18 protein-coding genes and 1 tRNA gene are annotated in these 20,587 nt (G+C 62.6%); 12 read left to right on the top strand and 7 right to left on the bottom strand.

Annotation, left to right across the window (positions count from 1 at the left end; translation table 11 throughout):
* The first annotated feature begins 9 nt into the window (after positions 1–9).
* Both ACE4RL_RS05760 and ACE4RL_RS05755 read left to right on the top strand, forming a co-directional pair.
* Positions 10–1,146, top strand: a complete 1,137-nt coding sequence (locus ACE4RL_RS05760) for a chemotaxis response regulator protein-glutamate methylesterase (protein ID WP_375599561.1) — start codon at positions 10–12, stop codon at positions 1,144–1,146.
* A complete protein-coding gene (locus ACE4RL_RS05755) occupies positions 1,143–2,882 on the top strand; it encodes a hypothetical protein (protein ID WP_375599560.1) in 1,740 nt (579 codons plus the stop codon). The genes ACE4RL_RS05760 and ACE4RL_RS05755 overlap by 4 nt, the downstream gene beginning before the upstream one ends.
* 485 nt (positions 2,883–3,367) lie before the next feature.
* Here ACE4RL_RS05755 and ACE4RL_RS05750 read toward each other — a convergent pair.
* From ACE4RL_RS05750 to ACE4RL_RS05740, 3 genes are all read right to left on the bottom strand, one after another.
* Positions 3,368–3,444: transfer RNA gene (locus ACE4RL_RS05750), tRNA-Met, on the bottom strand.
* Between the two features lie 61 nt (positions 3,445–3,505).
* Positions 3,506–4,975: a UdgX family uracil-DNA binding protein gene (locus tag ACE4RL_RS05745; RefSeq protein WP_375599559.1), complete on the bottom strand. Its 1,470-nt coding sequence runs from the start codon at positions 4,973–4,975 to the stop codon at positions 3,506–3,508.
* On the bottom strand, positions 4,975–6,210 hold the full coding sequence (locus tag ACE4RL_RS05740; protein ID WP_375599558.1) for a putative DNA modification/repair radical SAM protein: 1,236 nt from the start codon (positions 6,208–6,210) through the stop codon (positions 4,975–4,977). Before ACE4RL_RS05740 ends, ACE4RL_RS05745 begins: the two co-directional genes overlap by 1 nt.
* A 237-nt stretch (positions 6,211–6,447) precedes the next feature.
* Between ACE4RL_RS05740 and ACE4RL_RS05735 the strand changes: the two genes are divergently transcribed.
* Complete coding sequence (locus ACE4RL_RS05735) at positions 6,448–7,398, top strand: ring-cleaving dioxygenase (protein ID WP_375599557.1); 951 nt, start codon at positions 6,448–6,450, stop codon at positions 7,396–7,398.
* Positions 7,399–7,536: 138 nt separating this feature from the next.
* Here ACE4RL_RS05735 and ACE4RL_RS05730 read toward each other — a convergent pair whose 3' ends face one another.
* Together ACE4RL_RS05730 and ACE4RL_RS05725 are read right to left on the bottom strand one after the other, a co-directional pair.
* Positions 7,537–9,612 (bottom strand): von Willebrand factor type A domain-containing protein, encoded by a 2,076-nt coding sequence (locus ACE4RL_RS05730; RefSeq protein WP_375599556.1) that lies wholly within the window; start codon positions 9,610–9,612, stop codon positions 7,537–7,539.
* Positions 9,609–10,178, bottom strand: coding sequence for an RNA polymerase sigma factor (locus tag ACE4RL_RS05725; protein WP_375599555.1), 570 nt, complete (start codon positions 10,176–10,178; stop codon positions 9,609–9,611). The genes ACE4RL_RS05730 and ACE4RL_RS05725 overlap by 4 nt, the downstream gene beginning before the upstream one ends.
* Before the next feature lie 96 nt (positions 10,179–10,274).
* Here ACE4RL_RS05725 and ACE4RL_RS05720 point away from each other — a divergent pair, with 96 nt between their 5' ends.
* Entirely contained in the window at positions 10,275–10,463 is a 189-nt protein-coding gene (locus ACE4RL_RS05720) for a hypothetical protein (protein WP_375599554.1), read from the top strand.
* A 1-nt stretch (position 10,464) separates the two neighbouring features.
* Here the strand turns inward: ACE4RL_RS05720 and mnmA are convergent, their stop codons facing one another.
* The gene (gene mnmA / locus ACE4RL_RS05715) at positions 10,465–11,616 is read right to left on the bottom strand and encodes a tRNA 2-thiouridine(34) synthase MnmA (RefSeq protein ID WP_375599553.1); all 1,152 of its coding nucleotides are present in this window, start codon (positions 11,614–11,616) and stop codon (positions 10,465–10,467) included.
* 256 nt (positions 11,617–11,872) lie between these two features.
* Here mnmA and ACE4RL_RS05710 point away from each other — a divergent pair, with 256 nt between their 5' ends.
* From ACE4RL_RS05710 to ACE4RL_RS05700, 3 genes are all read left to right on the top strand, one after another.
* Positions 11,873–13,519 carry a flagellar hook-length control protein FliK gene (locus ACE4RL_RS05710; RefSeq protein WP_375599552.1) on the top strand — a complete coding sequence of 549 codons (1,647 nt, stop codon included), beginning with the start codon at positions 11,873–11,875 and terminating at the stop codon, positions 13,517–13,519.
* A 12-nt stretch (positions 13,520–13,531) separates the two neighbouring features.
* On the top strand, positions 13,532–14,221 hold the full coding sequence (locus tag ACE4RL_RS05705) for a flagellar hook assembly protein FlgD (protein WP_375599551.1): 690 nt from the start codon (positions 13,532–13,534) through the stop codon (positions 14,219–14,221).
* 185 nt (positions 14,222–14,406) lie between these two features.
* Complete coding sequence (locus ACE4RL_RS05700) at positions 14,407–14,685, top strand: DUF1153 domain-containing protein (RefSeq protein ID WP_035085775.1); 279 nt, start codon at positions 14,407–14,409, stop codon at positions 14,683–14,685.
* Between the two features lie 73 nt (positions 14,686–14,758).
* Here ACE4RL_RS05700 and ACE4RL_RS05695 read toward each other — a convergent pair whose 3' ends face one another.
* Positions 14,759–15,379, bottom strand: coding sequence for a glutathione S-transferase family protein (locus tag ACE4RL_RS05695; protein ID WP_375599550.1), 621 nt, complete (start codon positions 15,377–15,379; stop codon positions 14,759–14,761).
* A 155-nt stretch (positions 15,380–15,534) separates the two neighbouring features.
* Between ACE4RL_RS05695 and fliF the strand changes: the two genes are divergently transcribed.
* From fliF to ACE4RL_RS05670, 5 genes are read left to right on the top strand one after another with little or no spacing between them, the layout of a single operon-like run.
* Positions 15,535–17,166, top strand: a complete 1,632-nt coding sequence (fliF, locus tag ACE4RL_RS05690; protein WP_375599549.1) for a flagellar basal-body MS-ring/collar protein FliF — start codon at positions 15,535–15,537, stop codon at positions 17,164–17,166.
* A gap of 5 nt (positions 17,167–17,171) precedes the next feature.
* A complete protein-coding gene (gene fliG / locus ACE4RL_RS05685; protein ID WP_375599548.1) occupies positions 17,172–18,263 on the top strand; it encodes a flagellar motor switch protein FliG in 1,092 nt (363 codons plus the stop codon).
* A gap of 4 nt (positions 18,264–18,267) precedes the next feature.
* Positions 18,268–18,924 carry a hypothetical protein gene (locus tag ACE4RL_RS05680; RefSeq protein ID WP_375599547.1) on the top strand — a complete coding sequence of 219 codons (657 nt, stop codon included), beginning with the start codon at positions 18,268–18,270 and terminating at the stop codon, positions 18,922–18,924.
* On the top strand, positions 18,924–19,268 hold the full coding sequence (fliN, locus tag ACE4RL_RS05675; protein WP_375599546.1) for a flagellar motor switch protein FliN: 345 nt from the start codon (positions 18,924–18,926) through the stop codon (positions 19,266–19,268). Before ACE4RL_RS05680 ends, fliN begins: the two co-directional genes overlap by 1 nt.
* A gap of 12 nt (positions 19,269–19,280) precedes the next feature.
* Positions 19,281–20,579: a sigma-54-dependent transcriptional regulator gene (locus ACE4RL_RS05670; RefSeq protein WP_375599545.1), complete on the top strand. Its 1,299-nt coding sequence runs from the start codon at positions 19,281–19,283 to the stop codon at positions 20,577–20,579.
* The last annotated feature ends 8 nt before the right edge of the window (positions 20,580–20,587 follow it).

The raw sequence follows: 20,587 nt of genomic DNA, 5'->3' as shown, positions 1-20,587 counted from the left end.
GACGAAGCGATGAAAGACAAGATCCGCGTTCTGATCGTTGACGACAGCGCCTCGGTGCGCACCACGCTTTCCGACATCATCTCGGCCGACCCCGATCTGGAAGTGATGGCAACCGCCGCCGACCCCTATGTGGCCGTCGAACGCATCCGCCAGGAAGTACCGGATGTGATGTTTCTCGACATTGAATTGCCGCGCATGGACGGGATCACTTTTCTGCGCAAAATCATGTCGCAGCGTCCCATTCCGGTTGTGATCTGCTCGAGCCTGGCTCAGGACGGATCGGACGCCTTCATGCAGGCGCTTGAAGCCGGCGCAGTCGACGTGGTGGCCAAGCCCCGCGTGGACACGGCCCAGTTCCTGCAAGAGTCGCGCATGCGCATCTGCGATGCCGCCAAGGCTGCAGCCCACGCCAAAATGCGGGGCATCGCCAAGGCCAGCCCCGAACTGCGCGCGCCTGCTCCCGACGTCAAGGTCGAGGCCAAGCTGACTGCCGATGCCATCATTCCCCCTATTTCCGATACGCGCCGGGAAAGCCTGATTGCCCGGCTCCCCGACACTGAACCAATTGTGGCCATCGGCGCATCCACCGGAGGCACGGAGGCATTGCGCGAAGTGCTTGAGGCGCTACCCGCCGACGCGCCGCCCATACTGATCGTCCAGCACATGCCGGAAAAATTTACCACCGCCTTTGCCCGGCGGCTCGACATGAGCTGTGCCGTGCGCGTCAAGGAAGCCGAAGATGGTGATCTGGTCCAGCCGGGCCAAGTGCTCATCGCCCCGGGGAACCTGCACATGCTGCTGGTCCGCAACGGTTCGCGCTATACCGTCTCGATTCAAGAAGGGCCGCATATTTCGCGCCATCGTCCATCGGTTGATGTGCTGTTCCGCTCGACCGCCCAAGCGGCCGGACGCAACGCTCTGGGCATCATCCTGACCGGCATGGGCGACGACGGCGCGCGCGGCCTGCTCGAAATGCGTCAAATGGGCAGCCCCACCATTGCCCAGAACGAAGCCAGCTGCGTGGTGTTCGGCATGCCCAAGGAAGCCATTGCCCGCGGCGGCGCCGGTCGCACCCTCCCTCTATCTAGAATAGCGGGCGAAATCGTTGCGCATGCGCGCGCCGCCACTTCCGGAGCAAAGACGTGACCACTGCCGATCCCCGCGCCATTCGCCGCCTGGCTAACGAACTGGCTCGTCCCCGCCAGGATATCGAGGCAGCCTTCGTCGCTGTCGGGGGCCGACTGACCGATGGCGCGGCGCTGCTCAGCAAGCTTTCAAAGCTGTTCGAAGCCCTGCCCCAGGTGTTGGGTGGTGCGCAAGTGGAAGAGGCCAGCACGCATTTGCGCGCCGTTGCCTCCCGCGCTGAGCAACTTGCCACCACCTTTACGCAGGAGAAATCGGACTTGGCCCGCCTCGCCGAGGTGGTGGCCGCAGCCAACGCCCCGATCTCCGACCTTAAGCGCGCCGTCAAGATGATGGGCATCGTCTCGGTCAATGCACGCGTCACGGCCGCCGGCATAGTCGGAGACAGCGAGGATTTCGACGTCTTCACCACCGACATCGCTACGCTTTCCGATTCCGCCACCCGCACCATTCAGGATTTTGCCCAGGTCTATCGACAACTCACAGCCGAGGTGGACCGCGCCACCAACCAGCGTGCCCGCTTCGAGGCGGCTCATGCCGATACACTCACACATCTGGGCAGCAGTCTTGGCGCGACCCTAAGCGCGCTCGAACAGCAACGCGCCGTGGCGTTGGAGAGCAGTGCCGAAACCGGCCGCGTTTCGCGTCAGATCGTGGGCCGCATCGGCAGCGCCGTAATGTCGCTGCAGGTTGGCGACGCGACGCGACAGCGGATCGAGCATGCCGAACTGGCCCTGACGAGCCTGGCCGACCTCATTGAGGGTCACGCCGCCTGGGGCCAGACTCTGCCCGGCGAACAGCATGAAACTGCCCTGGCCGCGTTCTCCAATCTACAGTACCAGCAGATTGTCGGTACCGCCGAGAGTTTTGCCCAGGAAGTCGGGCAGGCAGAAGCCGATCTGTCGGCCCTGGCCGCCGATGCTGACACCATCATGGCGCGCAGCCGGGACTTTCATGGCGACGAGCACGGCGCCAGCTCGGCCATTGCCAGCCTCTCCGCTCAGTTGCGCAAGGCTGTGACCATTCTGGCCGATTTCGAGGCTGAGCGTAACAAGCTCGAGATCGTTGGCCAAGCCGTGCAGGAAACGGTCAGGACCCTGCTCGAACATGTCGAAGCCGTGCAGGAGATCGAGGCCAATATGCGCCTGGTCAGCCTCAATGCCGCCGTGCGTTGCGCTCAGCTCGGGCCACGTGGCGCCTCCCTGACCGTTATCGCCACCCAATTGCGTGAACTGACCAGCGACACGGTAGTGGCGGCCGAGACCGCCATGGCGCGGCTGGACGAATCCTCCACTCTGGCCGGGGTGTTCGGCGCCGCCTCGGACCAGGGCAGCGGTCAGATCGGGCAGCTCGAAGAGCAGGCCAACCTGGCGCTCGACATCCTGTCCAGGCTGGATCAGAGCCTGGCCGACGCGCTCAAGCGGCTCAACAGCGATGGTCCCAAGGTCCTCGGCCTGCTTGAAGCGGCCGCCCATTGCCTTTCAGGCCAGTCGGCGATGGCGGAAACCCTTGACGATATCGCCATTGCCACCGCCGCGCTCAGCACCCAGGACCCGCCGACGGCAATGACAACCGAACTGGCCGCCATTCTGGAGGCTCTGCGCAGAAGCTACACCATGGAGGCCGAACGCCAGATTCACGACCGCCTGCTTGTGGCCGCCGGCAATGCGGCGGGTCCTGGGTCGGCATCCCAGGAGGAGACCGAAGCGAGCGAGGATCTGGCAGAGTTCATGCTCTGATGCGTGACCGGGCACGGCCCGTCACCCTGGCCACCATGAGACAGCCTGCGAACGGCCGCCCCGCTTCGCGCTCAAGGTGCGCGGTGTCTGAGAAAGGCATACGCTCAATGACAGGACCTTCGGCCCTCCCCGATGCCACAGCAGAACGGCCGGGGTATGACGCGGTGGAGTTCGCTCCCCTCGAATAGGTCGACTGGTTCAACATCCTGCGCCTGCTTGAGCCAATCGGAAACATCCGTTCGCGTCACGTTTTTCAAGCTCTCGGCCCGAGCGACAAGCGCCCGTTGGACGCCTAATGCCGCGAATGGGGTGAATTAGGAACTAACGGCGTTTGAGTGCGGCCCTCCGGACAAGTGTCATGCGACGTCACCGCACGGCCCTACCTTTTCCGAAGGAGGCCTTGTGATATGATGCAGATATCGGCCGCAATAGGCCACCAAGAAGCCGCTCGCGAAAACTAACTACCTCAAATATAATAAGAATTTTGGTAGCGGAGGAGGGATTTGAACCCCCGACACAAGGATTATGATTCCTCTGCTCTAACCAACTGAGCTACTCCGCCCCAAAGAGGCCGTCGGTGGTTGGCCGACGCGCGCCTTACTAAGGTTTGCCGGATGACTCTGTCAAGCACTGCTGCGCGGGCGACCCGACTTTTCCAACTCCACAATCATGTCGCGCACGACGGCCATGTCCGCCTCGAACTTGGCGCGCTCCCGCATTTGCCCTTCTGCGTCGGGTATGCGCAGCAGATAAGAAGGGTGATTGGTCACAAAGACCAAGGCGCCATCATCGAGGGCTATCGGCGCGCCGCGGACCTTGGAAATGGTGACACTTGACCGTCCGAGAAGGCTTTGCGCAGCCGTGGCGCCAAGTGCCACAATCACTTTGGGACGCACCAATCGGATCTCATGGCCCAGCCAAAACTTGCAAGCCTGCACCTCCCCAGCGTCCGGCCGCTGGTGAATTCGGCGCTTGCCGCGTGGCGTGAATTTGAAATGCTTGACTGCATTGGTGACATAGACCCTTCGCCGATCGATCCCCACCTTTTCGATCACGTCGTCCAGCACCTTTCCCGCAGGACCGACAAAGGGCTTGCCCGCAATATCCTCCTGATCGCCGGGCTGCTCCCCCACAAACATTACGCCGGCTTGCGCTGGACCTTCCCCGAACACGGCCTGCGTCGCCTGCTCAAAAAGCGGACAACGCTGACAGGACTGGACCGCTTCGCGGGCCGTATCAAGCGAGGTGATAGCGTGACCTTGCGCGTCATCGGACAGGCGTTGCTGTTGACGCAGATGCCGCGCCGGCGGCTGCGTGGCGGCGCGCTCGATCATCTCGATCTCCATGGCCTTTGCGTTCCGGATCAGGGGAGCAATCTGTTCGGCCTCCGGAAGGTTGCGCCAATATTTGACCGGCATCTCGCTTTTCATCATCGCAACCTTGAGACGCGCGGGATTGAAGATAGAGGCATAATAGGTCTTCCAGTCGTCCTCGACAGCATCGTGGGCGGGAACGTCCGCCTTGGCGCCGCCAGGCCCGAAGTTGAGTGCAGCACCGTCCCACCAGGCGCTCGCATAGGGAGTGACGATGGCCCAGGCCATCCCGGCAAAGCGGCGCGCGAAGAATGGCGCTGTCGCTTCGAGCACGAAATGGTCGGGCTCAAACCATGCGATGAAGCGCTCACGATCGCCTTCTGGAACCGAGCGGAACCGCACGAAGGCCTTCATCTTGTGCGCATCCCGCCGCACGGCGGACGCCATGCGCTGGAGCAGTGCGCTGTCCCGGTTCCCGGCATTGTCCAGAAAGCGAGGTTCGGCCTGCAGCCGCCAGAGCACGCGATAGAGGATGGCGAAACGCTCCGGATCGGCATGTTGAATAACCCCTTCTGCCAGATCGATGAAATTGCGCGATACGGTTCCGACCGGCCCATCAACGCTGGGCAGCATGCTGTCACCAGCCTCGAAAAGGCCATTCTCCTCGCCTGCCACGCGCCAGACCAATTGGTGCGGCGGCATTCCCGCCATCAGCAGGCGACGCGCCTTGCCGCGCCATTCTTCCAGGTCATTGAGCCTTTCGAGCCGGACAGCCAGCATCAGAACAAGCTCAATTGCTGCGCCGGCGGCACCAGCTTCTGCCGCAGCCTTTGATCATCGAGCTGTGCTCCGGGCGTCCAATCGGCACAGGTGATGAACGGGCGGACCTTGTCTATGGAGGCGGTCATCCGGGCAATGTCTGCCAGGGTCAGCCGGTGAAAGCGGCGCGACGCGATGATCCGATTGACCGCGTTGACACCAAGGCCTGGGACGCGCAACAGCCAGTCGCGGTCCGCTCTGTTTACATCCACTGGAAAGTTCTGCCTTTGCTTGAGCGCCCAGGCGAGTTTGGGGTCGATCGCAAGATCGAGATCGCCGTCCTCGCCGCCCGAAACGATCTCGGGCACGTCAAAACCGTAAAAGCGGATCAGCCAATCAGCCTGGTAGAGGCGATGTTCCCGCATGAGCGGCGGCGGTTTCAGAGGCAAACGGGCGCTGGCGTCGGGAATGGGCGAGAAAGCCGAATAGTAGACTCGTTTCAGCCGGTAGCCCGAATAGAGCCCCGCCGCACGGGTGAGGATGGCGGCATCGTTGGCGCCGTCCGCGCCCACAATCATCTGCGTTGACTGCCCGGCTGGGGCAAACTTTTCCGGCTTGGCCTTGCTCTTGCCTTCGGGCGCCGCCTCGTCGAGCCGGCCGCGCAGCCTGGCCATGGCCGTACGGATTTCAGAGGGGCGCTTTTCCGGCGCCAATTGCTCCAGCGCCCCATCGGTGGGCAGTTCAATATTGGTCGAGAGCCGGTCGGCCCAGCGCCCCGCCTCCGCCAGCAGTTCGGGCGCGGCATTGGGAATGACTTTGAGGTGGATATAGCCGGCGAACAGATGCTCTTCGCGTAGCGTGCGGGCTACCCGGATCAGCTCTTCCATCGTGTGATCCGGCGAGCGGATAATGCCGGAGGAGAGAAAGAGGCCCTCGATATAGTTGCGACGATAAAAATCCAGAGTTAGCCGAACCACTTCGTCCACCGAGAACCGCGCGCGCTGAACATTGGACGAAGACCGGTTGATGCAATAGGCGCAGTCATAGATGCAGAAATTGGTCAGCAGCAGTTTCAGAAGACTGATGCATCGGCCATCGGGGGCGTAAGAATGGCAGATGCCGCTCCCCTCGGTCGAACCTATGCCTTTGGTGCCAGCACTATTGCGCTTCTCGCTGCCGCTTGAGGCGCAGGAGGCGTCGTATTTGGCGGCATCGGCAAGAATTGCCAGTTTTCGAGTCAGTGTGAGGGCTACCATTGTTCATCCTTTGTTCCTCTTCTTTAGCGCTTCCTCCGGCTCCTCGCACTTCACAAAGACATGGGGCTCAACATTGTGAACGTAAGGTGGTTGTTCGCTATTTCGCATCAGTGCGTCATCATTGGGTCGCTAGGCGAGCGCGCCACCCTAACCTAGATTGACACTTGAACAGCGGCGCGGCCTGCGCCGACCTCTCATTCATCAGCGGCTTTGCACGAAGCCCCGAGGAGATTTGCAATGACTCTCGAACTTGGCGGCATCCATCACCTGACCGCCGTGACCGCCGACGCCCCAAAGAACCTTCAGTTCTATACCCAGACCCTGGGCATGCGCCTGATCAAGAAAACGGTGAACCAGGACGACACTTCGGCCTATCACCTGTTCTATGGCGATGGCGTGGCTTCGCCCGGCGCGGATTTGACTTTCTTTGATTTCAACACAATGCGCGAGCAGCGCGGCAATCACACAGTGGGTCGCACCGGCCTGCGCGTGGACAGCGCCGAGACCCTGCAATGGTGGAAGGACCACCTGCAGACCAACAATGTCGCCACCAGCGCCATCAAGGAGCGCTTTGGCCACCTCTCCCTCGATTTCGAGGATTTCGAAGGCCAGCGTTTCCGCCTTGTGGTCGATGACAAGAACAAGGTCGTGCCCTGGGCCAAATCGCCCGTGCCGGCCGACAAGCAGATCATTGGCCTGGGCCCCATTACCCTCTCGGTGCCGAACCTGGAGCCGACCGACGCCATGCTGACCCGGGTGATGAACATGCGCCAGGTGCGCAATTACCCGGCGCGAGAACGCAATGGCGAAGTGTTTGTCTATGAGATGGGTCCGGGTGGCCCGGCCGCCGAGCTGCATGTCTCAGTTGATCCAAGCCTGCCCCAGGCGCGACCCGGCGCCGGTGGCGTGCATCACGTGGCATTCCGCACCCCCGACCAGGAGAGCTTGCGCGAGTGGATCAAGCGGGTGAACAGCTTCGGCATCCGTTCGTCGGGCGAAGTGGAGCGCTTCTACTTCACCTCGCTCTATTTCCGTGAGCCCAATGGCATTCTCTTCGAGATTGCCACGGACGTTCCCGGCTTTGCTGCCGACGAACCGATGGAGAGCCTGGGTGAAACCCTGGCCCTGCCCCCCTACCTGGAAAGCCGCCGCGCCCAGATCGAAGCGGGTTTGAAGCCGCTGGTGTAGGTTCTGCCTCTCCCTTTTGTAGGAGAGGTCGATGACGAAGTCGGCGGGTGAGAGGGCCTTCGGGCACCCCCGCAACAAGGCCCCTCACCCAGCCTACAGCAACCTCTCCGCCAAAGGGCGGGAGGTGTCGCTGCGCTGCTAGTCACACCCGCTGGCACTCGCGCCGCACACATCGGTATGCGTATCGGGCTTCACTAGACTTGCCATATCGACCAGGCGGACAAACTCCGCCCGGTATCCACCCTCGTCTACCCCGCGCCCGGCCTGGGCCAGCGCCTCGATCTCGTCCCAGCGCATGGCTGTGCCATAGACGCTGGATTTGAGCTTCTGCCCGAAAGCGGCGACGGCAGCGGCAAACTGCGCATCGACGCCGGCTTCGGCAATGTCGCCATAGACCAATTCGGCCGTGACAGGCTGCTCGATGAGTTGGCTGACGTCACTTTCGGGCAGCTTGTAGCGCATCTTGAGGAAGGCGATCTCTTCCGAAGGCGCGCCTGCCTCCGTCCCGCCATAGCGCAGCGGATCGACCAGTTCCCCGCCCGAGCCCGCCGGGGTGATTTCATAGAGCGCGGTGACCGTGGTTCCGGCGCCAACCTCGCCGGCATCGACTGCGTCATTGTTGAAATCCTCGCGGTGGAGCGCGCGGGTTTCGTAGCCGATGAGTCGATATTCTGCGACCCTGGCCGGGTTGAACTCGATCTGCACCTTCACATCCTTGGCGATCGTGTGAAGCGTGCCGCCGATCTCCTCGACCAAGACCTTCGTGGCTTCGGCAAAGCTCGAAATATAGCTGGCATTGCCATTACCGTTCTGGGCCAGGGCCTGCATGGTTGCGTCATCGAGATTGCCGCAGCCGAACCCGAGCACCGAAAGGCTGACGCCGCTTTGGCGCTTGTCGGCAATAAAGTCCTTGAGCTGTTCCGGATCGTCAATGCCGACATTGAAATCGCCATCGGTAGCCAGGATCACCCTATTGGTGCCGCCCTCGATGCGGGCTTGCTCGGCCAGCCGATAGGCCAGTTCGATCCCCTCTGCGCCTGCCGTGCTCCCCCCAGCGTAAAGCTGGTCGAGCGCCGCCATGATCTCGGCCTTGTTATCGGCCGAGGTGGGTTTCAGCGCCACCCCCGCCGAGCCGGCATAGGTGACGATGGAGACCGTGTCATTGGCCGAGAGCTGGTCGAGCAGGAGACCAAAGGCGCGCTTGAGGAGCGGCAGCTTGTCGGGCTCGTCCATCGACCCGGACGTGTCGATGAGAAAGACCAGGTTGCTGCGCGTACCGGCAACTTCGGGCTCAAAGCCCTTGATGCCGATCTGAAGGATCTGCGTCTTCTCGTTCCAGGGCGTGGGATAGACCATCACCGTCGGCGTAAACGGCACGTCAGCGCTGTCCGCTGCTGGATAGGCATAGGGGAAGTAGTTGATCAACTCCTCAATGCGAACCGCGTCGCGCTCAGGCAAATAGCCATCTTCGAGCGTGCGGCGGGTATAGGCATAGCTCGCCGTATCGACATCGAGCGAGAAGGTCGAAACCGGCTCCTCGGTGGCGACCTTAAGGCGCTGTTCCTCGAACCCCGCGAATTCGTCGCCGCTCGGCATCACGACCTGGGAGGGCTGCATATAGTGGGCGGCGCTTTCGGCCATCATGCCGCCAGCCGGCGCTGCCGACATGTCCATCGCTGGCGCGTCCACCGCCACCTTGGTGGCAGCAACGCCGCGGCCCACTTCGCTTTCAGCGGTCGCCATCGGAGCAGGAGCGAGGGGCGCGATGGCATCGACCTGGTTGGAGAGGGCCATTTCAGCGTCGACGGGAGCCTTTTCGCGCGCCTCCGTCGCCAAGGCAGGTTCGGGTGCGGCGTCGGCGTCGCTCTCGGCCAGTTCCACCGGCTGGTCGCCCTGCGGCACGACTTGCGAGGTCGGGGCGAGCGATGTGGTGTTGTAGAGCTGCCAGCCCAGCGGCAGCACCAGGAGAGCAATGGCGGCCGTGCCGACGGGAATGCGCATGTCCATGATCGAAATCCTCTTCAAGGAATTGATGATGGACATGAGACGGCCGCCCGCCGGATTTCCTTTGGGCGCCTCGGAAGTTTTTTCCTGTTCGGCGTCGAAAGCAGCGCGGGCAGCGGCGAGGGCGCGGTTGCGGGCGGCCGCTCTGGGGGGCGGCACGGCACTCGATTTCAAGGCTTCGAACGGATCTTTGTCTTCGGGAAAGCTCATATCAGCCCTCTCAATGTCTTGCGGGCTTCAAATACGTGGAAGGAAACGGTGGCTTCCTTGATGCCCATGATGGCAGCGGCTTCGGCGTGGCTCAGCTCTTCGGCATAGACCAGCAACACCGCGTCGCGCTGTTTTTCCGGCAGGGTGCGGACGGCGTCCCACAGCTGGCTGCTGGTTGCCGCCGCTTCCTGTTCTGCTTCGGCCTCGGTGGGAGTCACTTCGGCATAGGCATCAACTTGGCGGCCGCACCGGACACCGGCCCTTTGCCAATCGCGCACGGCATTGAGCGTGATGCGATAGACCCAGCTTGCAAAGGCGCTGCGCCCGTCAAAGCCAGCGATCCCCTGCCCGATCTTGACGCAGACCTCCTGGGCAATGTCTTCGGCATCGTCGCGATGGCCGCACCAGCGCCAGGCAGTGCGGTAAATGCGGTCATACTGGCCTTCGATCAGCTCGGCAAAGGCCGCGCCATCGCCATTGGCGGCGCGCGCAACCAGCGCGCGGGTCAGTGCGTCGGTCACGTCCGGCGGGGGTGCGGCGGTCAGTCCCATCATTCCAGCATGCACGACTTGCCTCTCCGGGCTAAACTAGAGACTAAGACGACAGTGCTGCGCCAGTCCTTTGGCCGGTGCCCAACTTTTTTTTCGCGGGAGGCTAGAACAATGGCTGATGAACAGAAAAACGGCCCCTTCGGCCTCAACCGCACCCGCATCATGATCCTGCTCATGGGCGCGCTGGTGCTGCTGATCTCCATCGGCATGTTTCTAGGCGGCCCGAATTCTTATCAGGCGCTGCGCGAAGCATCGGATGCGGCCAAGGAACCGACCGCAGAGCAATTGAGCGGGGAGTAGGCTAAGCCACCAGCGCCTGCGGTACCGCCTCGGCGATAAAACCGCCGCCCAGCACTTCGCTGGTTTCACTGTCATCGGCATAGAAGACGCAGGCCTGGCCGGGGGAAATGCCATATTCGCCCGAAACGAGCGTCACATAGACATCGCCGTCGCGCATCTGGATGACGGCCGGCTGCGGGCCACGGGTGGAGCGGACCTTGACCTCGACCGGCGCGCCATTGCCGGCGCTGGCTTCGGCCAGTGGCAGGCCGCCCAGCCAGTTGACGTCACGCAGGCGAACCGTGTGGGTCTTCAACGCCTCGCGCGGGCCGACGATGACGCGGCCGGTGCGATGATCGAGCTTGACCACATAGAGCGGTTCGCCAGCGGCGATGCCCAGGCCCTTGCGCTGGCCGATCGTGTAATTAACGATACCCTCGTGCTCGCCCAGCACCCGGCCGTCCATGTGGACGATTTCACCCTTGGCGAGTGCCTCAGGATGCATCTTGGCGATGATATCGGCATACTTGCCCTGCGGCACGAAGCAGATGTCCTGGCTGTCATGCTTTTCGGCGATTTCGAGGCCCATGTCGCGCGCATGCTGGCGCACCTCGGCCTTGCCCATGCCGCCCAGCGGAAAGCGCAGGAAATCGAGCTGGCTCTGCGTTGTCGCGAAAAGGAAATAGGACTGGTCGCGGTCACCGTCGACCGGACGGAAGAGATGGCGGCGGCCATCTGCGCCCAACCGGGTCTGCACATAATGCCCGGTGGCCAGCACATCGGCGCCCAGATCCTGGGCGACGGTCATCAGGTCGACGAACTTGACCGACTGGTTGCAGGCAATGCAGGGGACGGGGGTCTCGCCCTGCTGATAAGCATTGGCGAACGGCTCGATGACGGCGTTCTTGAAGCGCTCTTCATAGTCGAGCACGTAATGGGGGATGCCCAGCTTGGCCGCAACGCGGCGCGCATCGTGAATGTCCTGCCCGGCGCAACAGGCACCCTTGCGATGAATGGCTTCACCATGATCGTAGAGCTGGAGGGTCACACCCACCACTTCATAGCCCTCGCGGGCGAGCAATCCGGCAACAACGGAGGAATCCACGCCCCCGGACATGGCGACAACAACGCGCGTATCCTCTGGGCGCTTGGCAATATCAAGCGAGTTCAACATCTTTTCTCGTATCCGGTTGGGGTCAAGGGCCAGCGGAAACTGTAGGCCGCTTCCATACGCAAAAGCAGGCCCGCTGTCCATCGGGACACCCGGCAGCTTTTGCCGCCTGCCCGGCAAGCCTGACCCGGCACGTACCGGCTGCAGTTGCGCTGCTCCGGCCTATCTATCTGTATAAAAACATCAATTTTTCCTGCCGCTGTCTGGCAAGCCTTTTGCATCGCCCTGACCGGATGAGTGTTTGTTCAAGGGCGCCTAAGTGGCTTCACATCTGACGATTATCAGCGGACCCAGCGCCTCGGCGCGCGCCTTCGCCGGCCAGCAGGCCGGGGCACAGGACGCGACCAGCGAACCCAAGGGCCTGCTCGGCCTGTTTGCGGCACTTCTGGCCGGAGCAGATTCGCAGACCATTGCCACAAACGCGCCGGCAGGCCTTGCGACCACCGGACCGGGGCAAGACGGTGCCAATGGCCTTGCAGGCCTCTTTCGGGTGACCTTGCAGAATGCCATCGATGGGGAGCTGTCGGACGGTTCAAGCGAGGACTCCAGCGACCCCGATGCCCTGGCAGCTGCCATTGATGGGCCAGTGCTCCCAACCGCAAACGCCGACCCCAAGCCCATGGTGGACTTCGTCGAGGCGCTCGGCGCCCTCAAGACCAGCCTGGACCAGGGCGAGCCGCTTGATCCCGAACTGCTGGCTCAGGTGGAGATGGCGCTGACCGGTCTGGCCAATGCGCTGGGGCTGAGCCTTGATGAACTGGCCATCCCCGGCGATTTCGCGACCTTGCTCCAAACCACGGAATCGGACGAGAGCGGCCTTGCCGGCGCGCTGACACAATTGCTGGCGCCGCTCGCCCAGTCGCTATATACCGCCCAGCCAGCCATCGAGGGAAAGCAAGCCGCGCTCGCGCCGTCCGCCGATGCACAGCTCAAAACTCTCAGCGACAAGCTGGGCGCCCTGCTCTCGGCCCTGACCGAGGGCGACGTGCCGCCCGAGAAGCTGGCGGCCCTTGGCATGGCGCCTGGTCAGCCGCTTGATGCCGAAATCGAGGCGGCCCTCAGCCGCTTTGCGGCCGGCCTGCCGCAACAGGCTGCCGCCGTGCCCGAAGAACCGGCATTGGCCACCCCTGCCCTTAAGGTCAGCGAACCGGTCTTGGCGGGCAAGCCCGCACAGTCCGCCGAAACGCCCGAACTGTCCTCGACGACCGCCGCTGCCGGGCAGATGGAAACATCGGACAATCAGAGCGACACCCGCAATCAGTCCGGTGCTGATCGCGGCCGGGACCGTGTTGAACCCGCCGCGCGCGACAATCGCAACCAGGCTGCGCCCGCAACGGCACCGGTGGACGGGTCCAATACCCCTGCACCCTCGGCTGAGGCCGGCGCTGAGGCTGCCAGCGCGACCCGCCTTGATGCCACCGCCAATCCGCGCATCATTCAGGCGGGCTACCAGACCAGTCAGCAGCAGCTCAACCTGCCGCAGATTGCTTTCGAACTGGCGCGCCAGGTGCAGGACGGCAATACCCGCTTCCAGATCAGGCTCGACCCACCCGAACTCGGTCGCATTGATGTGCGGCTCGATATCAACGAAACCGGTCAGGTCAATGCGCGCCTGGTCGTGGAAAAGGCTGAAACGCTCGACCTGATGCAGCGCGACCAGCGCGGGCTGGAGCGCGCCCTGCAGCAGGCCGGGCTCGACAGCAGCAAGACCAATCTCGAATTCTCGCTCAAGCAGAACCCCTTTGCGGGACAGCAGGGGCAGATGGGTGATGGCCAGAATACCCGCGGTCAGTCCGGCTCCGCCGACGAGAACACTGGCTCGGTCGAGACCAGCGAAGAGCCGGTGCCCCTGGTCAATCTTTATCGTGGCGCCCTCACGGCCAGCGGCGTCAACATCACCGTGTAAGGAGTTAGGTCTATGGCAGTCGATGGCGTTTCCTCCAGTTCGTCCAGCAGCGCGGTATCTTCTGCGCGCTCGACGATTGCTGGCAATTTCGACACTTTCCTCTCGATCCTGACGACCCAGCTCAAGAATCAGAATCCGCTCGACCCGCTCGACACCAACCAGTTCACCGCACAATTGGTGCAGTTCTCCGGCGTCGAACAGCAGCTCAAGACCAATGAATTCCTGGAAGCCCTGCTGCTCAACACCCAGACCAGCTATCGCGCCGACGCCGTCTCCTATATCGGCAAGGAAGTGACCGCGTCTGGCGAAACCGCCGAACTCAAGGATGGCGGTGCCTATTGGGCCTATAATGCTGCTACCAGTGTGGCCAATGCCACGGTGACCATCAAGGACGCGTCCGGCCAGGTGGTCTATACCGAATCCGGCTCGCTCAATGCAGGCCCTGGAAATTTCCTCTGGGACGGCATGGGGTCGGATGGCAATAAGAAGCCGGATGGCGTCTACACCATCTCTATCAAGGGCACCAATCTGGCGGGGAACGAGGTGAAGGTTTCGACCTCCTCGGTGGGCGTCGTCACCGCCGTGGACTTCTCTGGCGCCGAGCCGATGCTGACCGTGGGCAAGAACAAGGTCGCACTTTCCGATGTGACCAGTATCCGGCAGGTCAACACTCCCCCCGCAGAAGAGAAAGCCGGAAGCTGATCGGCTGCTACCGGTTGCCCCTTGCGCAGGCTGATGTCCGACCCGGATGCGGCCTGCGCATTCTCTTGCGCAATTGATTGAAACCTCTGGCGTTTCTTAACCTGTTGTAAGTTTCCCCTTAGGGGTATCTTAAGCTCACTGCCCTACTCTCAGGCTCATATGGTCAGGTTTGAGTAGAGAGTAAAATGACCGTACAGATGCGTCCTCGCGTGAAGTACGTTATTGGCCCTGATGGCAGTCCGCTGACAATTGCGGACCTTCCTCCAGCCAATACGAGACGGTGGGTTATCCGCCGCAAGGCAGAAGTTGTCGCCGCCGTTCGCGGTGGCCTGCTCAGCCTAGAAGAGGCGTGTGAGCGTTATACGCTCAGCGTCGATGAATTCCTCAACTGGCAGGCCGCCATCGACAAGCATGGCCTTGCCGGACTCCGGACAACCTGGATTCAGCACTATAGAGAGGGCTGACACCTTCTCACGCTGATCTCGGGAAACCCCAAACAAAACCCGCCGGTTCAACCCGGCGGGTTTTGTGTTTCCGCTATGGAGTTGCGTCGGCGAGCCACTCGGTTGCCGTCGCACGCGACTTCATTCGCTCGTAATAAGCCTGGCTGGCCGGCATGGGCGGGTGCTCGAAGGGGATTGCGAACCAGCGATGCAAGCCCAGCGTGATGGCGATGTCGGCCAGGCTGAAGGCGCTGCCCACGACAAAATCGCCGGTTCTGGCGAGATGAGCCTCAATGATGTTCATCTTGCCCGTCCAGGCCTCGATATTGTCGGCAATCTTTTGCGGATCGTCGAAGCCCGGCGCCTTGCGGATGATCGACATCAGCGGATAGGCCCAATTCGAGCCCATCTCGTTGTTCTGCCAGAGCACCCATTGCATGACGAGACCTTGCTGTCGCGCATCCTCGGGCAAGAGCCCGCCCCCGGCCTTGCGGTTGAGATAGAGCATGATGGCAACGCTCTCCCAGAGCACGAAATCGTCCTCGACCAGCACCGGCACCTTGGCATTTGGGTTGAGCGCCATGAATTCGGGCACTTTCGGATCACGATTGGGCAAGCCCCAATCCTCATGCGCGTAATCCAGCCCCAACTCCCGCGCCGCCCACAGGGCCTTGCGCACATTTATGGACGTCACACGCCCCAGAATCCGCATCATTCCATTTACCTCCGCTTAACCTGACCCGGCAGTTCTTGCCCAAAATCGCAAGTTGCAACAGCCAGTTAATACATTGTTTACCATCCACTAGGTAATTTTTGCCCATCGGTCTTGGGGGCACCATTGACCGCATTGCAATTGACCAGAGTCGCGGCGTGGATAGTCTGAACACCCTCATCAACCGGATCGGCCTGCCGCGCATTGCCGCCATGGCCCTGGTCGCCGTGCTGATGCTGGGCTTCTTCGGCTTCCTGATCATGCGATCGCAGACGCCGAACCTGGCGCCGCTCTATTCCGGCCTCAGCCTTGAAGACTCCTCTTCCATCGTCACTGAGCTGCAAACCCTCAACATTCCCTATGAATTGCGAGGCGAAGGCGACACCATCCTGATCCCGCGCGACCAGATCACCACCATGCGCATGACGCTTGCTGGTGAGGGCCTGCCCACCCGCGGTCAGGTCGGTTATGAGATCTTCGACCAGCAATCCACCCTGGGTGCCACCAGCTTCGTTCAGAACATCAACAATGTCCGCGCGCTCGAGGGCGAGCTGGCGCGGACCATTGGATCGCTCAACCGAATCACTGGTGCCCGTGTGCACCTGGTGCTGCCCGAGCGCGAATTGTTCCGCCGCGAACGCAAGGACCCTTCGGCCTCCATCGTGCTGACCACGCGCGGCGAACTCTCCACAGGAGAAATTCGCGCCATCCAGCATCTGGTGGCCTCGGCCATTGAGGGCCTGACGCCAAGCCGGGTATCGATCGTCGATGACCAGGGCAACCTCCTGGCCTCCGGGACCGGCGAAGACGTCGCCGGGGTCATGACCGCCCAGAATGACGAGCGCACGCTGGGTTATGAAAACCGCCTGCGCACCCGCCTGGAGAATATGCTGGCCAATATCGTGGGCGCCGGCCGGGCCCGCGTCGAGGTTGCCGCAGAACTCGACTTCAATCGCTCCACCACCACCCAGGAATTGTTCGACCCCGAAAGCCAGGTGGTGCGCTCGACCCAGACCCGGGAAAGCGAGAACCTGTCGGGCGGCAATAATGGCCAGGTGACCGTGGCCAATGAGTTGCCTGGTGCCAACCAGAACAATGGCGCCGCCGGTGTCACTGAGCAAGGCACGTCTACCGAAGAAGTCATCAACTACGAGATTTCCAAGACCACCGAGACCAATGTGACCGAGGCCGGGGCCCTCAAACGCCTGTCGGTGGCCGTGGTGGTCGATGGCACCTATGCCGACGATGGCGCCGGCAATTTGACCTACACCCCGCGCACGGCCGACGAAGTGGCCCAGATCCTGACCCTGGTGCGGTCGGCGGTGGGTTTTTCGGCTGAGCGTGGCGACACGGTGGAAGTGGTCAACATGCAATTTGCCGAGCGCCCGGACCTGGCGCCACCCGGCACCGGGGCAGAAGCAGGCCTGCTCGACTTCACCCGCGATGACATCATGAATGGCGCCGAGATGGCCGTGACCGTGCTCATCGCCCTGGCTCTGGTCTTCTTTGTGATGCGCCCGCTGCTCAAGAAGGCCCTGACCCCGGAAACCCAGCCTCTGGCCCTGCCCGAGGCTGCGGAGGTCAGCCACCATGGCGTCCTGGGCGCTGATGGCCAGGTGATCCCGGAGATAGACGAAACCCCACGCGACAAGACCCCTGCCTGGGTGGCCAATGCCAAGTCGATGGGCGAAACCCAGCTCCAGACGCTCAAGACGGTCGGTACGCTGGTCGAGGAAAACCCCAAGCAGGCCGCGCTCATCGTGCGTGACTGGCTCGGCAACGCGGCGTAGCGGCAATGGCACTGGTTTCCCAATCCAAGGACGAAAACGCAGCCCTGGCCTCGACGCCCGGGGGTGTGCCGAACGGACAGCTCCAGGTGGGCGGCGAGCAGCGCTTGCTCAAGGGCGACGAGAAGGCCGCCGCCCTGCTGCTCGCCCTGGGCCCAGACTACGGCAGACCGATCTTCGACGAATTGGACGAGCTTGAGGTCAAGCAGCTTTCCCGCGCCATGGTGCGGCTGGGCCCGATCACCCAGGAAATGCTCGACGACCTGATGATCGAGTTCGTCACGACCATTTCCTCCAATGGATCGCTCTCGGGAAATACCGACAGCACCGAACGCCTGCTCCTGAGCTTTCTGCCCCAGGACAAGGTGGACGCCATCATGGAGGAAATCCGCGGACCGGCTGGCCGCAACATGTGGGAGAAGCTTTCCAACGTGCAGGCCGACGTTCTGGCGGCCTATCTCAAGAACGAATATCCCCAGACCATCGCCGTGGTCCTCTCCAAGATCGCGACCGAACACGCCTCCAAGGTGCTCGCCGTGCTGCCCGAGGAACTGGCCATGGACGTGGTGACCCGCATGCTGGGCCTTGACCCGGTGCAGAAGGAAATTCTCGAAAAGATCGAGATGACCCTGCGCACCGAGTTCATGTCCACGCTCAACCACACCAAGCGCCGCGACAGCCACGAGCAGATGGCCGAAATTTTCAACGCCTTCGACCGTCAGACCGAGGCGCGCTTCATCACCAATCTCGAAGAGGTCAATCGCGACGATGCCGAGCGCATCAAGCAATTGATGTTCACCTTCGAGGACCTGGCCAAGCTGGACATGTCGGCGATCCAGACCCTGCTCAGCAAGCTCGACAAGCGCGACCTAGCGCTCGCGCTCAAGGGCGCCAACGACCAGGTCAAGGAAAGCTTCTTCAACAATATGTCGAGCCGCGCCGCCAAGATGCTGCAGGACGATATGCAAGGCATGGGGCCGGTGCGCCTCAAGGATGTGGACGAGGCCCAGACCCGCATGGTCGCCACCGCCAAGGATCTCGCCGCCAAGGGCGAAATTCTGATCATGAAGTCCAAAGCCGACGACCAGATGATTGCCTGACGCCATGGCCCAACCCGCCCGTTTCAATTTCGACCTGGACCTGGAGCCCCGCTCCGCCGCCAAGCGGTCTGCGCCAGCGCCCGTGCCATCCATCCCCGAGGATGTGGTGGCCCAGCTGATCGCCAATGCGCGCGAAGAGGCCTATGCAGAGGGCCTGAAGGCTGGCGAGCAGAATGCCGCGTCCATGGCCGCCCAGACCATCGCCGCCGCCGCCGGCTCCCTGGCAACCCAAACAACTGCAAGCGCAAACGCGCTGGATGCTGCCCGCGCCGAACATCACGAACAGGCCGTGGAACTGGCGCTGAGCGTGGGCCGCAAGCTGGCGCTCCACCTTGTCGCACGCTTCCCGCTGGCTGAACTCGAAGCACTGGTTGCCGAATGCCTGCCCAGCCTCAGCGGTGTGCCGCATCTGGTGATCCGCTGCCACCCTGACCTGGCGGACGCTATTCGCGACACGGCCACAGCCCAGATGTCCCACTCCGGCTTTGCCGGCCGGCTGGTGGTGATGGGTGACCCTGATATTCGCCTCGGCGACGGGCGCCTGGAATGGGTCGACGGTGGTCTGGTGCGTGACATCGCCGATACATCGCGCCAGATCGATCGCCAGATCGCTAGCTATCTCGCGGCCCGCACGCGCGGCCAAAGCAAGGAGAACGGATGATGACCGAGCCAGAAGACGACATCACCGCTGCCGAGGGCTTCAACCTCAGCGAGATGGATGCGCCCGAGCGCAGCAGCCGTGGCGAAGCCCATTTGGAACGCACCGCAGCAGACCTGGAGGCCGTGTTCGACGTCCCCGTCCGCGTCTCCGTCGTGTTGGGCCGCACCAAGATGCCTGTATCCAATCTATTGAAGCTCGATACCGGCACGGTCATCGAACTGGATCGACAGGTCGGTGAGGCCGTAGAAATCTTTATCAATGAACGCCTGGTGGCACGCGGCGAAATCGTGCTGGTCGAAGACCGGCTCGGCGTCACCATGACCGAAATCATCAAGCCGCAATAGGAGACCACGATCATGCGATTGCTCATTATCGGGGCTCTGGAAGGTCAACTTTCGACAGCAACCAAGATGGCCATGGATGGCGGCGCCAAGGTCGCCCATGCGCCATCCATCGAGATCGCCCTGGCCTCACTCCGCTCCGGCAAGGGCGCCGACCTGCTTCTGGTCGACGTGATGATGGACATTGCCGGGCTGATCGCGGGCCTCGAAGCCGAGCGCATCGCCATTCCGGTGGTCGCCTGCGGCGTCGAGACCAATGCTGCGGCGGCCGTCAATGCCATCCGCGCCGGCGCCAAGGAATATATCCCGCTGCCGCCGGACGCCGAATTGATCGCAGCCGTGATCGCGGCCGTGGCGCGGGAAAGCTCGGACTTCCTTTATCGCGATCCGGCCATGGAGCGCGTGGTCAGGATGGCCGAGCAGATCGCCGGCTCGGAAGCCTCGATCCTGATCACCGGCGAGAGCGGCACCGGCAAGGAAGTCATCGCCAAATATGTGCATGGCCGCTCCAAGCGTGCCCACAAGCCGTTCATCTCCATCAACTGCGCCGCCATTCCCGAGGCGCTGCTTGAGAGCGAACTGTTCGGCCACGAAAAAGGTGCCTTCACCGGCGCCATCGCCCGCCGTATCGGCAAGTTTGAGGAAGCCTCGGGCGGCACGCTGCTGCTCGATGAAATCTCGGAAATGGATGTGCGCCTACAGGCCAAGCTCCTGCGCGCCATTCAGGAACGCATTATCGACCGCGTAGGCGGCACCAAGCCTGTGCCGGTGGATATCCGCATCCTGGCTACGTCCAATCGCAATCTCAACGAGGCGGTGCGCGAACGGCCCGGCGACATCATTGCCCTGTCCGAACATTTCGTCGCCAAATACGCCAAGGCTAATGGGCTACCGCCGCGCAGCCTGTCTGCCGAAGCCCGCCAGGCTCTGGTCAGGGCGCCTTGGCCGGGGAATGTGCGCGAGCTTGAAAACACGCTGCACCGCGCCGTGCTGCTCTCCTCGGGCGACGTAATCGGCCCGGACGCCATTGTCCTGCCCGACGGCATGGGCCTGAGTGAAGCCGCGCAGGCGGCATCGCCCGCCGCCCAGCTGGCCCAGACCGCTGAGGCTATGAACCGGGCCCTGGTGGGCCGCACAGTGGCCGATGTGGAGCGCGACCTGATCCTCGATACCCTTGACCACACACTGGGCAATCGCACCCACGCGGCCAATATCCTGGGCATTTCGATCCGCACGCTCAGGAACAAGCTCAACCAGTATGCCGATGAGGGCGTGCATGTGCCCGAGCCCGGCGAAAAGCGCGGGGCGGCCTGAGCCCTGAT

Origin of the sequence: Devosia polycyclovorans, assembly GCF_042181575.1 — a bacterium.
GTDB classification, from domain to species: Bacteria; Pseudomonadota; Alphaproteobacteria; order Rhizobiales; family Devosiaceae; genus Devosia; species Devosia polycyclovorans.
The sequence above is the reverse complement of the archived record's forward strand: the minus strand, read 5'-3'. Positions and strand labels throughout refer to the sequence as shown.

What these genes read in the sequence shown, in the direction of transcription:
- ACE4RL_RS05705 (WP_375599551.1), top strand. Translation starts at nt 13,532, where the DNA reads ATGGCAGTCGATGGCGTTTCCTCCAGTTCGTCCAGCAGCGCGGTATCT.
- ACE4RL_RS05760 (WP_375599561.1), top strand. Translation starts at nt 10, where the DNA reads ATGAAAGACAAGATCCGCGTTCTGATCGTTGACGACAGCGCCTCGGTG.
- ACE4RL_RS05740 (WP_375599558.1), bottom strand. Translation starts at nt 6,210, where the DNA reads ATGGTAGCCCTCACACTGACTCGAAAACTGGCAATTCTTGCCGATGCC.
- fliN (WP_375599546.1), top strand. Translation starts at nt 18,924, where the DNA reads ATGACCGAGCCAGAAGACGACATCACCGCTGCCGAGGGCTTCAACCTC.
- ACE4RL_RS05730 (WP_375599556.1), bottom strand. Translation starts at nt 9,612, where the DNA reads ATGAGCTTTCCCGAAGACAAAGATCCGTTCGAAGCCTTGAAATCGAGT.
- ACE4RL_RS05670 (WP_375599545.1), top strand. Translation starts at nt 19,281, where the DNA reads ATGCGATTGCTCATTATCGGGGCTCTGGAAGGTCAACTTTCGACAGCA.
- ACE4RL_RS05745 (WP_375599559.1), bottom strand. Translation starts at nt 4,975, where the DNA reads ATGCTGGCTGTCCGGCTCGAAAGGCTCAATGACCTGGAAGAATGGCGC.
- ACE4RL_RS05735 (WP_375599557.1), top strand. Translation starts at nt 6,448, where the DNA reads ATGACTCTCGAACTTGGCGGCATCCATCACCTGACCGCCGTGACCGCC.
- fliG (WP_375599548.1), top strand. Translation starts at nt 17,172, where the DNA reads ATGGCACTGGTTTCCCAATCCAAGGACGAAAACGCAGCCCTGGCCTCG.
- ACE4RL_RS05680 (WP_375599547.1), top strand. Translation starts at nt 18,268, where the DNA reads ATGGCCCAACCCGCCCGTTTCAATTTCGACCTGGACCTGGAGCCCCGC.
- ACE4RL_RS05720 (WP_375599554.1), top strand. Translation starts at nt 10,275, where the DNA reads ATGGCTGATGAACAGAAAAACGGCCCCTTCGGCCTCAACCGCACCCGC.
- ACE4RL_RS05695 (WP_375599550.1), bottom strand. Translation starts at nt 15,379, where the DNA reads ATGATGCGGATTCTGGGGCGTGTGACGTCCATAAATGTGCGCAAGGCC.
- mnmA (WP_375599553.1), bottom strand. Translation starts at nt 11,616, where the DNA reads ATGTTGAACTCGCTTGATATTGCCAAGCGCCCAGAGGATACGCGCGTT.
- ACE4RL_RS05700 (WP_035085775.1), top strand. Translation starts at nt 14,407, where the DNA reads ATGACCGTACAGATGCGTCCTCGCGTGAAGTACGTTATTGGCCCTGAT.